We start from the raw sequence: 11,895 nt of genomic DNA on the forward strand, positions 1-11,895 counted from the left end.
AGCGGCATTCATGGCGCAGGGTGGGGATTCCCTTTCTGCTGTGAGATTTCAGACACTGCTCCGCACACAGCTCGGTAAGTTAGTGAGTCTTGATACTTTGCTGAGACAGAACGTCACTCTCAGGGATCTGGAACAACAGATTCAAAGGATGCCTGTGTCTGTTGGGGCGGTTTCGGCGCCACTTACGCTTGAAGCCGATCGCTTGAGTGCAATTGAGTACCGCATGTTTAAGGTGTATCAAACGCATCGTGCCAGAGCCTGCTACAACATCGGAGTAACATTATGTTTTGATGAGGGCGTCGATGTTCCTCGCTTAAAACAGTCATTTCTCACCGTGCTTCACAGGAGTCGGGCTTTATCTTGCTGTATCGAACCGGATGAGCAGGGGGCCTGCTATCGTCCTGCATGTCTGGATGACGTGTGGCGGCAGGAATGTGGTACGGGCACAGACGGTGAACTATCTGCATTTTATGCGATTCCATTTCAGTTGGAGTCTGAGCCTCCTGTTCGGGCATTGTTGCTTAACAATGGTCATGCTGTGGGCAGCACGTTGTTGCTTTCAATCGCTCATACCGCAGTGGACGGGCTTGGCTTACGTGCGTTGCTTCAGAACATCGCATCACTTTACCGGGATGAGAGGCATTCAGCACCAGCGACTTATGTGATAACTGAACCCGATGAGGCACGTCGGCGGGCCGCCCAGTCTTACTGGCAAGACGTTTTGAACGGATTTCAGTCAAAACCTGTCTGGCCTCAGGCGTTGTGCAATGTACCCGATGGCTCACTCTCCTGGACTTTCAGCCGTGAGGTACATCAAGAGCTGGTAGATAAAGGGCGTGAAAAAGGCGTCACGCTGCCGGTATTGCTCATGACGACATTATTTATCGCGCTTCAGCGATTAAGCGGAAATCAGGACATAGTGATCGCCACTCCTGTGGCAAACCGCCAGCAATCAGAGTTACAGCGTTGTGTTGCGAATATGACCAATACGCTGCCTTTACGTTGTCAGTTGAACGATGAGAGCAACGCGGGGGATGTGCTCCGGAAAATTCAGAAACAGCTCAGTGATAGTCTGGCCTGGCAGGACGTAGCCATAGACGGAATAATGGCCGATCTGGAAGGTGTGGCAGATAAAGATGCCATGTTCAGTACGCTATTTAGCTATATGGATTTTCTACAGGGCATGGGAACATCTTTTGACCTGTCTGTTCGCTGTGATTTTTATCAGCCTCAGGAAGCCAAAGCACCGCTGGTGGTTTCCGCTATTGTGACGGAAGAGGGCGATTTAAGAGTGATTTTTGAATATCAGGGAGACACGGTTTATCCGGAATGGGTAAGCACACTCTCCCAGTTGTTCAAACAACTCCTCTGTCAGGGCTGCGCGATGGAAGACACGGTACTCCGTCAAATCAACCCAGTTCCTCTAGCGCAGCAGCCTTTATTACAGGCATTGCAGGAATCCTCCCCTGTGGCAACTGCTACATCGCTGGTGAGTTGGCTGGCCACCAGTGCAGAAATCTTTTCCAGCCGTATTGCTGTTCAGGATGACGATACCGCAATAACGTATGCCCGGTTGTGGCAGGAAACGGAAAGCCTAGCCGCTGGATTACAGGCTTCAGGGGTTAAACCGGGCGATGCCGTCGGTGTCAGTATGGAAAAAGGCTGGCGATTGATTGCCGTTTTATGCGCGGTATTGCGTACAGGTGCTTTCTATGTGCCGCTTGATCCCCGTAATCCGTCTGCGCGAAATCACTATATTGCTCAACAAAGTAAAGTTTGCCTGACGGTGGTGGATGATTCGGTCATACCTGCGTCGAAAGACATTCATTACAGCGTGCTCCTGCGCCCGAACCAGAGTATGACACCAGTATCGGTTTCCGGAGACGATCTGGCATATGTCATATTTACGTCTGGGACAACAGGGCAGCCTAAAGGTGTCACTGTAACGCATCATAACGTCTGCAGACTGTTCAGCGCCTGTCAACAATGGGCCAACTTTGGCGAGCAGGATAGCTGGACGTTGTTTCACTCCTTTGCATTTGACTTTTCAGTGTGGGAAATATTTGGTGCCTTACTCTATGGTGGGCGTCTAGTCATCGTTCCTCCAGCCCTGGCAACTGACATGGTCGGCTTCGCCTCCTTGTTGGATCAACACTGTATTACGGTATTAAGTCTGACACCCACTGCGTTCCGTAACTTCATTGGGACCACGGGTACGACGTTAAATCATCGCCCGAGGATGATTATTTTTGGTGGAGAGGCGTTACGTCCGGCAGATTTAAATCCGTGGTGGCAGTGTTACGGCTCAGAACAAACTCGCCTGATCAATATGTACGGCATCACTGAAATTACTGTTCATGCCACTGTGCATGAGATGTCCCCCGACGACACGATGTCATGTATCGGCAAGCCGCTTGCAGATAATGGAATTGTACTGCGGGATAAACGAGGATTGCTCTGCCCAGTTGGCGTTCCTGGCGAATTGTGTATCAGCGGAGATGGGGTGAGTCCCGGATATCTTAACTCGCCGGCGCTCAATCAGCAGCGGTTTGGCACACTGGTCAGTCAGACAAATCGCTATTACTTTAGTGGTGATTTGGCTGTTGCTGACGGCAATGGGCAACTGTATTACTTGGGCAGGCTGGATAAACAGGTAAAAATCAACGGCCATCGCGTTGAACTGGATGAAATCAGCGTCACACTCAGACAGATTCCGGGCATAAAGGCTTGTGTCGTAAGAGCGATTCACATAGGCGGTGGTACACGCATGTTGGCCGCCTGGTATGTCGCGGAACAGGATATTACGCCGCAAACGGTTACAAAACGTTTGTCGCAATCGCTGCCTGTATGGGCAATCCCCGAGAAGCTGATGCGTATTGCCGCCCTTCCGCTAACGGTAAACGGCAAAATAGACGAAAGTCAACTGCCTGACCCGTTAACGGACACCGGTCTTTCTCAACAGCATCCAACACAACCGGTACAGTACATCTGGCAGCAAATCCTTGGCCACGAAAGCCTGCCAGATGATTTGCCATTTTTTGAAGCGGGTGGCAGCTCAATCAAGGCGGCATTGCTGGTTCAGCAGTTGAATAAATTGCTGGAGCAACCTGTTATTACTTTACTTGACATATTTCGCCATCCCTGCATCCGTGACCAACAACGGTTGGTTGACCAGTTTTTTGAGGAAGAAACGATCTAATGACTATGGATATCGCAATCACAGGAATGAGTGTTCGCCTGCCCGCAAGTGACACACCGTGGCAACTTCATGAATTGTTGGCTGATGCTGGGTCGGCAATTGAACGGTTTGATAACGAGCATCCTGACAGAGTGGGTGCCAGAGGAATAATTCAACGGCACGACTGGTTTGATTCCCAGTATTTTCGGCTGGCTGAAGCGGAGGCCAGCCGTCTGGACCCGCAACACAGACTGGCGCTTGAGGAAGCAGTCAAAGCGTTGGAGTCTGCCGGATATCGTTCGCTTAGTAGCCGACAGGCTATTGAATGTGGCGTGTTTGCCAGTTGCTCCGCTAATCAGTCTCACTGGCGGGCCTGTCTGGAACAGGATGCAGACAATGCTATTGCCCGCTATAACCTGTTGCTCGCCAATGATAAAGACTTTTTAGCGACGCGTATTGCTTGGCATCTTGACCTCACGGGGCCTGCAATCACGGTACAAAGCGGCTGTTCCAGTGGTCTTGCTGCCTTGCATCAGGCTTGCCAGGCTTTACGAATGGGAGAGTGCTCTATTGCGCTTGTCGCAGGTGTTTCACTGACATTGCCGTTAAAGGAAGCATACCCTGTCAGTGAAGGAATGATATTTTCTCCATCCGGCTCCTGTTGCCCTTTTACTGAAGATGCTGATGGCACTATTGGCGGGACCGGGGCGGTTGTGCTCGTACTGCAACCGCTGGAACAAGCACTGCTGGAGGGAGCCCCGTGTTGGGGCATAATCAAGGGCAGCGCAGTTAATAATGATGGTAGAAAAAAGGTCAGTTTCACGGCACCGAGTATTGACCAACAGATTGCCGTTATGCAGCGTGCGTTAAAAGTGGCTGGAGTAAAAGCCAGCGATATTGGCTTTATAGAAGGTCATGGTACGGCAACAAGTATGGGGGACGCGATTGAGCTGGCTGCCTTGAGTGAAGTCTATGGTTGCCAGATGCCGCTCCCTTCACTCGGGAGTATCAAAGCAAATATCGGTCATCTGGATGCGGCAAGTGGCCTTGCGGGCGTTGCAAAATGTCTGCTGTCATTCCACAACCAACTGATCTATCCGCAGCCTCACAAGACCGGCACGATGCTCAAAGGCACGTCTTCTTTTGCTTTACATGCCCGGCCCTTGCCATGGCGTGGTGCATCACGCATGAGCGTCGTCACGTCGCTTGGCGTTGGTGGAACAAATGTGCATATGGTATTGGGCGCGGCACCACCACGAGAAATGAAGCATATAACTGGGCCCTTCCTTATCCCTTTGGCTGCATCCACTGGGCAGGGGGTACAGGAACTGGCACGTCAGTTGCGCGAAGCGACTAAATCCATGTCGCCTGACACACTGCCATATTGCGCCTGGACGCTTCAACAACGTTATCTTTCTGAAAAGTACAGCTACCGTTGTCATTTGGCTGTACAGAACTGGGAGCACTGGCAGCAGCAGTTACAGCAGGTTGCTGACGGGACTCCCCTGAGCATTATGCATTGTGAGGATGCTCCGCCAGCACTGAATAAAAATGAGGGGCTGTACAGAATCGCGCTACCAGCGACACCTCTTGACAGCCACAGCATCCCGTCACCAGCTGATCAGTCCGGCAAGAACTTCATTCAGCCTGAAGGGGGGGGACGTGATAGCGATCCCGAAACCCTGATTGTCGCGGCCTGGCAAAAATGCCTAGGGTTCAGTGATAAACCCACCACTGACACCCATTTTTTTGAAGCAGGCGGGAATTCTCTGCTTTCTGTTCAACTTATACAGGCATTAAAGCAGCAGGGCTTCACCACCGTGAATATCGCCGATATCTACGCTGCGCCAAAGCTAAGCCATTTTGTCAGGCGGCTGAAACAGAAGGACAGTGAGAAAGCAGACGTAGTGCCACAGGAAGTCACTACTGATTATGAGGAGATGTGACTGTGTATCTCAGCCCGGTACGTAATAACAGAGCAGATTCTGTCATCCTTTTTATTCCTCATGCCGGCAGTTGTGGTGAGGCTTATATGCCTTGGTTCAGGTATTTTTCTCAGCATGCGGATTGCCGATATTTGCAATTGCCAGCCCGTGGAGCCAGAAGGGAAGACGTTATGCCCGATAGTATCCAGTCAATGGCAGATTTGATAATGCCTGAACTAGAAAATCTCATGGATAAAAAGATAGTATTTTTTGGTCACAGCATGGGAGGTCTGATTGCATTTGAGCTGGCGTGTAAAATGGAAAGTTACTGGGATAAGCCTGCTCATGCTCTCTTTATTTCAGGTTGCCGGGCACCTGATGAACCGATTATCCGAAGCCTTACTGGTCTGGGTGATAAACAATTAATCCGAGAGCTGGCAGGCATGGGAGGGACAGAGACTTTCTTGCTTGAGCAGCCAGAACTGTTGTATCCCTTCCTGGCCACATTACGCCAGGATATTTGCTTGTGTGAAAAGTATGTCAGTCCGATATCTGAACCTTTGCGGACCCCGATCCATATTTTATGGGGAACGGAGGATGATTTGATCACACAAAAGATGATTGACGGATGGAGGCGATTTTCCAGCGGAGAGAACATCGCCTTTTATCCTCATAAAGGTGATCATTTTTATCATCACCAGCAATCAGAAAATGTAATGAGGCTTATCTGTGAAGTCTTAACTTCGGTTGGAAATAATTAATAAATTCACCCAATTTAACGATAGGTAAAAATACGTATGCACGATATGATCATTAAAAATACAGAGAAAAATATGATTAACATCAATGAAGTGAATGTCAGTCTTTATATGTCGGATAATATTTCTGAAAAATTTTCCTCTCTAGCTCGGCAGTTGCCGGATATGCAGGTACGCTACCTTAACGGACTTCAGTACATCGACTGTGGTAAACGCTCTGATACCTTTAATACTGTTTTTGGAACGCCGACATCACAGGAAGATATTACGCATATTACCCAATATTATCGTCAAAGAAATATGCCAGCAGCGTGGTGGTTTGCTGAACCCACGACGGTTATTGCAGAGTTATTGGAACAGGCAGGCTGGTGTCATGAAGAAAATGATGTAGGAATGTATTTTCCTCTTACTGCACCGATACCAGCTTGTCCGAAAAAAGTATTATCTTGCATCGAATATTGTGATAGTCCGGTGCGGTTTCGGGATTTTGGACAGGTTTTATCAGCTATATTCGAGCCGGGTAACCCTGTTGAAGCAGAAAACATCCGTGCAATTTATCAGGCAGCAGGTGAACATTGTACTCGTCTGGATGAACATCTTATTCAGTTGGTAGGGTATCTGGATGGGGTACCTGTGTCGACGGCTACCCTGTATTTAAAAGACAATGTTGCAGGAGTTTTTGATATTGCGACGCCGGAAAAATGGCGTAGGCAAGGCTTTGGTAGCGAGATGTTTCACAGTGCTTTACAGTTAGCACAGAAAAAACAAGCAAAAATTTGCGTGCTTCAGGCATCTCCTGATGGACTGAATATTTACAAGAAATCTGGTTTCAAAATTTCCGGTAAATTTGAAGTATGGAATCTGTCTGCTACGGCCTAATGCAAGGACATGTAAATACCGTTTTTTAATTTTTATTCTTTGAGAGATGATATGTATCGTTCCCTGAGTACGACTATATTTTTATTTTTGACTTTAATGTCATACTTCTTTTCATTCTCGATTAACGCACAGGATGAAACGGAAAGTTTAATTGAAAAGCTAACGAATCTTCCAGGCGCAAGTAGTTTTGAAGGGCCTGTGCGAAATGTCATAATCGAACTGTGGAAAAATAATAATGTTGATATATCCATTGACAATGTAGGTAATGTTATTGCGCGGATTAAAAACAAAGAATCAGAGAAATCAAAAAACAATCTCCATGTGTTGATCATGGCTCATATGGATGAGGTGGGGTTTATCATCACAGATATTGATGAGCGAGGATATATTAAAGCAAAACCATTAGGAGGTTGGATAGATCATGTTTTATGGGGGCATCGCTGGAATATTTCGATTGGCGATAAAACGCTGCCTGCTTTCACTGGAATGGATGCACCGCATGTACTCAATGATTTCAGCGTTCCTCCAGCGGTCACATCGGCAAAACTATTCTTTGATACGGGACTTACTCGGCAGCAACTGTTGGATAGAGGTGTCAGGCCTGGTTTAGCTATCACGCCTGCCGCTGAGTTCACGATTCTGGATCCGGGTAAACGCTATGCGGCTAAAGCATTTGACGATCGCGCTCTTCTTGCCATGATGACCGAACTGCTGGCTGACATCAGTAAAAACCCTGAAACTTATCAACATCTCAATCTCACCTTTGCTGCAACCGTACAGGAAGAAGTCGGCATGCGAGGCGCCGCCGCGCTGGCTGGGCAGGTTGATGCTGATGTGATTTTGAATCTGGAAGCGGGCATTGCAAAAGATTACCCTACTCAATTTACCCAAGAAACTACCCCCATACTGGGTGCTGGGCCGGCTTTGTTCATCTACGACGGAAGTATGTTACCCGATACTCGGTTAGTGACGTTTATTCATGATGTAGCCCGTGCTCACAATATTCCGAAACAGTGGGAGAGTGAACACAGTTACGGTCAGGATGCCTCTTCGCTACAGTTTTCTGGAAAGGGTGTCCGAGCCATTAATTTGGCTCTACCGGTACGTTATGCTCACAGTCAATGGGGAATTATGGCGCGGCAGGATTATGATGCCATGCTTCAGTTACTCAAAGTGGCGTTACAGGAGATAAGCAGGGATAAGCTATGAACCATCAGCGTAGATTTTGGCTGATCATGCTAATGTTGACTTTGCCAGCGCTTCTGGGGGCGCTGGCAATGGATATGCTCTTGCCAGCGCTGCCTGACATGGCCGTGTCTCTCCAGTTAACCGCTGGTCAGATGCAGTGGATGCTGAATATTTTTATTCTGGGTTTTGCTCTTTGCCAGCTCCTGGTCGGGTTGGGTGCCACCCGTTTCAGTGATCATCAATTATTTTTGCTGGCAATTGTGTTGTTTATTTTGAGTTCAGCAGGTATTGCGTTCATAACATCTTATACCGGAATACTCGTGTTGCGTTTTATGCAGGCTTTGGCGTCCTGTACAACACTGGTTATATCAATGGCATTAATCACACAAAGTTTTACAGCATCACAGGTAACCAAAGGACACAGTATTCTGTCAGGCATAACTAGCCTTGGACCATTGCTTGCACCTCTGGTGGGTGTTGCAATTCTCAACACAGGGGCTAACTGGCGTGGCATATTTTTTATGCTCGCGTTGACGGGGTGCCTGATTCTGCTTTTATTTTTTCGGGTTAGTCCTTTATTTTACTGGCGCACGCAGCCTGCGCCTCGGCAATATTACGGGCAGATTGCACGGAGTCCTCTATTCTGGCGTTATGCTATATGTTCATCAGCAGGCATGAGTTGGATCTTTTTATTCTTTTCTACCTCGCCTTTTATTGTGCATACGGTCTATCTGCAGGACAAATGGGCGCTTGCATTGTTGTTTTCTATAGCTTCGGGTTGCTTCATGATTGGCAGTTACATGGGTGCTCTATCACGGCAGAAAGAGCCTTCAGGGCTGCTTTTGGAGCACTGCCTGATAGCTCAGATAGTATTGTCTGCTTTTTTAGCAACGGTCACTGTTTTCTATGAATTGCCTTTTTATGGGTTTGTTACCTGGATAATGATGATGCAAGTAAACTGTGGCCTTTATTTCGGACCTGCCATTTCTGCTGCATTACAAACATTTCCCGATATACCGATTCAGGCTGCTGCTTTTCAGGGATTTCAGCAATTTTTCATCACTTTTCTGATCACTGGCCTGTTGCTGTTTTTTTTCAGACATGAAATTTACGATTTGAGTGTGATGGTTCTCATTGTTTCTTTTCTGGCTGTTAGTGCTGTTTCAATTGTTAAAATTAAATACGGAGTATGATATGGAATTTGAACATACAGAACTGAGTCTGGGATTTGGGCTCAAAGTAACCGGAATTAATGTAAAGTCAATCGATCAGTCAGATGCTGAGTCCTTGATCAGGCTCGTGCTAAATCATCAGGTAGTGGTTATTTCAGGGCAGCAATTAACACCTGAAGAACAGATTATCTTTTGCCGTAAATTAGGAGACATTTTTCCGCACCCGCTGAAAAAGAATACCTGCCCATGGCCGGAAATGACTTATGTGACTAACGTTCAGAAAAATGGTGAGGCGCAAGGGTATCCCGGCCCTGGGTTTCCTATCTGGCATTCCGATATGTGTTATGAAAAAGAGCCCCCACGGTTTACTACCTTTTATGCTGAGAAAGTTCCTGAGCAAGGTGGAAAGACGCTGTTCTGTAATACGCTGGCAGCCTGCGATGATTTACCCTTGGCACTTAAGGAAAAGCTGGAGGATAAGCAGGCTATTTTCGGTTTTTCTCAAAAACTGATGCAGCGCTGCCAGGAACGCGGTTTTATGTTAACTATTGAACCTGAAGATCAGCGACCTGATACTCTGCATTCTGTGTTGCGTCCACATCCAGAGACAGGGCGTAAATCAATTTATGTTAACTGGACTCACACAGACGCAATATCAGGTATGACGGAAGAAGAGAGCCAGTCTTGCCTGAGTACCGTTTATGCTCATTGTGAAAAGCCGGATTATATTTACGCGCATCAGTACAAGGAGGGGGACTTAGTGATATGGGATAATGGTTCGACATTACACACCGGAGACGGGGCAGTGCCGGCAGGTCAGGCACGTATTATGCGCAGAGTCGTCATCGTGTAATTTTACACCCCATTTAACTGATATACAGACGTCGTAATTGAGTGAGCCTCGTAAAAAGCCAGGCAGGGGAAGTCTCTTAATTTAAGAGATAGACTTAAGTATATGTCTAACACTGACCCTAATTCAGTGCCGTGTTGATGGTTGTTTAACGGTAAGAGCTGCGTTCCATGGCAGCAGCACGGACACTTTGTTGCCGGATCACTCCGGCAGCACGCTCAGAAGATGGCGAAAATAGGTTTTCAGATCAATACAGTTCAGCCTGCGCGTTCCGAGCAGGCTATACAGCAATGCTCCAAGCTTACCACAGTGGTCGCAGTTGAGGATGATATAATTTTTCTTTCCCAGACATACTGTGCGTAACGCCGCTCAGATGCGTTGTTGTCAGGCTCTGTCTGGCCATCATCGAAGTAGTAACACAGCGTATCCTACTGGTTCAGTGGTATAAGTAAACGCTTCGCCCAGACAGGACCTTTTCGACAGCGTGGTGCTTTTTTCTATCAAGCACCCTTCGCGGTTTTCCTTCTTCCACTCCTCAGCCTTGATGCGGCGGGCTTCTTTGCCAATGGCGTCATTCACCAGCCCGGAAATATTGACTCCGGCAGCACTCAGAACCTGATAATTGTCTTTGTCTACGGTAACGCTGACGCGATGTTTCATGATGGTGCTCCTCTCATGTGTATACCTTTAGTATATACTCCGCGTGGTTGTTCAGCAATTAGCCAAAATTCAAATCCAACCCCAACCCCTTCAACTCCTCAACCGTATAAACCCGAAAAACATTGCGGTGCTTCGCTTCCAGCGGGATACGCTGATGGCTAACGATGGCGTATTTCACGCTATTGAACATCCGTTCAATAGCTCGCTTTATCTGCGGATCGGGCACGATATAGAAAACGTACATCCAACGTTTTTGAGTACGAGTTATCAAATGTTGGGTGATAATCGCCTGATAACGGGCCTTGGTTTTCAGATGGCGCTCAGTCTCAACGGCGATGACGGTTCCGTCTGGTAACGTTATCACCCCGGTCGGGCGATGATATACCTTATAGCGGCTGCGGAATGTTGAATCAGCGCCGCTGATCCACCCATAAGCGCCTTTCTTCTCAAGAAGGAGCCGTGCTAGCTGACGATCAAGGCGCTGCATCAGCGTCCAGCCAGTGACTTTCGAGGGCTCAAACCGTGCAGGAAAACTATCCTCATGGGGTGTGGCAACAACGGATAATCCGTCATTGGTGATCCCCCATAGAGAGGTTTTCACCATTCTGGTGTTTATTTCATGCTTTTGGATCAATCCCATGTCGATGGCTTTTGCCAGCAACAGATAAAGCGGTTTGTGATTTTTATAATCAAAAAGCAGCATCAACGTTTTAAAGTCGCTGTAGGTTTCTTCTTTCAGAAAGGTGAGCAGAAGTCGCATTTTTTCGTGACTACGCGCTCGGCGTTCACGGTAATCAGAAATCAGCATGGTTCCTCCTTCGCATTTTACTGGGGTGTTCGCTCTTTCGGCTTTATCGCCTCATTACATGGGCGCATACCTTGGGGTACTGGCATGAGTCGACGTCATGAGGCGATCTTGTTGTGATAAAGAGGTGGCTGGTTTGCAGCCATGCGCCGGAAAATACATTTCCCGGCACAGAACGGCGTGCACCAGTTCATGCGGGCTGGACGCCCTTATTGCCTGTCGCATGGGGGTAATGTCGCGGCTGGACGCCACGCCAAAACCCCCAACGTCAACAGCGGCACACCGTCGCACGCTACGCGCGACTACCCCCTTTGAGACGCCGTTTTTAGCCCACTTTTTCTTTTGCCCGTTTCGGTCAGCGAAAAAATGGGAAAACGCCTTCAAAGCGGGTAGTCGCGCCTCGCTACCGGCTGGTGGCCGGAGACTTAGCCACGACGGTGTGCGGGGCTGATGCCCCCCAAATAAACCGACGCGTGGGCG

General features: G+C 48.1%; 9 protein-coding genes and 2 pseudogenes. 8 read left to right on the forward strand and 3 right to left on the reverse strand.

Annotated features, from left to right (window positions below; genetic code table 11):
* Nucleotides 1-10: 10 nt before the first annotated feature.
* From K7X24_RS21315 to K7X24_RS21345, 7 genes are read left to right on the forward strand one after another with little or no spacing between them, the layout of a single operon-like run.
* The gene (locus K7X24_RS21315) at nucleotides 11-3,199 is read left to right on the forward strand and encodes a non-ribosomal peptide synthetase (protein WP_411961359.1); all 3,189 of its coding nucleotides are present in this window, start codon (nucleotides 11-13) and stop codon (nucleotides 3,197-3,199) included.
* A complete protein-coding gene (locus tag K7X24_RS21320; RefSeq protein ID WP_224558213.1) occupies nucleotides 3,199-5,124 on the forward strand; it encodes a beta-ketoacyl synthase N-terminal-like domain-containing protein in 1,926 nt (641 codons plus the stop codon). The genes K7X24_RS21315 and K7X24_RS21320 overlap by 1 nt, the downstream gene beginning before the upstream one ends.
* Nucleotides 5,125-5,126: 2 nt before the next feature.
* Nucleotides 5,127-5,864 carry a thioesterase II family protein gene (locus K7X24_RS21325; protein WP_224558214.1) on the forward strand — a complete coding sequence of 246 codons (738 nt, stop codon included), beginning with the start codon at nucleotides 5,127-5,129 and terminating at the stop codon, nucleotides 5,862-5,864.
* A 36-nt stretch (nucleotides 5,865-5,900) separates the two neighbouring features.
* Nucleotides 5,901-6,740: a GNAT family N-acetyltransferase gene (locus K7X24_RS21330; protein WP_224558215.1), complete on the forward strand. Its 840-nt coding sequence runs from the start codon at nucleotides 5,901-5,903 to the stop codon at nucleotides 6,738-6,740.
* A gap of 51 nt (nucleotides 6,741-6,791) precedes the next feature.
* Entirely contained in the window at nucleotides 6,792-7,949 is a 1,158-nt protein-coding gene (locus K7X24_RS21335; protein WP_224558216.1) for a M42 family metallopeptidase, read from the forward strand.
* Nucleotides 7,946-9,121: an MFS transporter gene (locus K7X24_RS21340; protein WP_224558217.1), complete on the forward strand. Its 1,176-nt coding sequence runs from the start codon at nucleotides 7,946-7,948 to the stop codon at nucleotides 9,119-9,121. Before K7X24_RS21335 ends, K7X24_RS21340 begins: the two co-directional genes overlap by 4 nt.
* A 1-nt stretch (nucleotide 9,122) precedes the next feature.
* Complete coding sequence (locus tag K7X24_RS21345; RefSeq protein WP_224558218.1) at nucleotides 9,123-9,953, forward strand: TauD/TfdA dioxygenase family protein; 831 nt, start codon at nucleotides 9,123-9,125, stop codon at nucleotides 9,951-9,953.
* Between the two features lie 198 nt (nucleotides 9,954-10,151).
* On the opposite strand, the pseudogene K7X24_RS21350 reads toward K7X24_RS21345, so the two are convergent.
* The 3 genes and pseudogenes from K7X24_RS21350 to mobC all read right to left on the reverse strand — a co-directional run.
* Nucleotides 10,152-10,454 (reverse strand): annotated as a pseudogene (locus tag K7X24_RS21350) (IS66 family transposase); the annotation flags it as partial.
* A 3-nt stretch (nucleotides 10,455-10,457) separates the two neighbouring features.
* Nucleotides 10,458-10,610 (reverse strand): annotated as a pseudogene (locus tag K7X24_RS21355) (type II toxin-antitoxin system CcdA family antitoxin); the annotation flags it as partial.
* A gap of 58 nt (nucleotides 10,611-10,668) precedes the next feature.
* Nucleotides 10,669-11,418 carry a MobC family replication-relaxation protein gene (gene mobC / locus K7X24_RS21360; RefSeq protein WP_224558219.1) on the reverse strand — a complete coding sequence of 250 codons (750 nt, stop codon included), beginning with the start codon at nucleotides 11,416-11,418 and terminating at the stop codon, nucleotides 10,669-10,671.
* A gap of 141 nt (nucleotides 11,419-11,559) precedes the next feature.
* Between mobC and K7X24_RS21365 the strand changes: the two genes are divergently transcribed.
* Entirely contained in the window at nucleotides 11,560-11,730 is a 171-nt protein-coding gene (locus tag K7X24_RS21365; RefSeq protein WP_224558220.1) for a hypothetical protein, read from the forward strand.
* Nucleotides 11,731-11,895 lie beyond the last annotated feature (165 nt).

This window comes from Pectobacterium versatile (assembly GCF_020166435.1).
GTDB lineage: Bacteria > Pseudomonadota > Gammaproteobacteria > Enterobacterales > Enterobacteriaceae > Pectobacterium > Pectobacterium versatile.

Bases quoted from the DNA above. Each gene is read 5' to 3' on its own strand.
- K7X24_RS21315 (WP_411961359.1), top strand. From the start codon at position 11: ATGGCGCAGGGTGGGGATTCCCTTTCTGCTGTGAGATTTCAGACACTG.
- K7X24_RS21320 (WP_224558213.1), top strand. From the start codon at position 3,199: ATGACTATGGATATCGCAATCACAGGAATGAGTGTTCGCCTGCCCGCA.
- K7X24_RS21330 (WP_224558215.1), top strand. From the start codon at position 5,901: ATGCACGATATGATCATTAAAAATACAGAGAAAAATATGATTAACATC.
- K7X24_RS21335 (WP_224558216.1), top strand. From the start codon at position 6,792: ATGTATCGTTCCCTGAGTACGACTATATTTTTATTTTTGACTTTAATG.
- K7X24_RS21340 (WP_224558217.1), top strand. From the start codon at position 7,946: ATGAACCATCAGCGTAGATTTTGGCTGATCATGCTAATGTTGACTTTG.
- K7X24_RS21345 (WP_224558218.1), top strand. From the start codon at position 9,123: ATGGAATTTGAACATACAGAACTGAGTCTGGGATTTGGGCTCAAAGTA.
- mobC (WP_224558219.1), bottom strand. From the start codon at position 11,418: ATGCTGATTTCTGATTACCGTGAACGCCGAGCGCGTAGTCACGAAAAA.
- K7X24_RS21365 (WP_224558220.1), top strand. From the start codon at position 11,560: ATGCGCCGGAAAATACATTTCCCGGCACAGAACGGCGTGCACCAGTTC.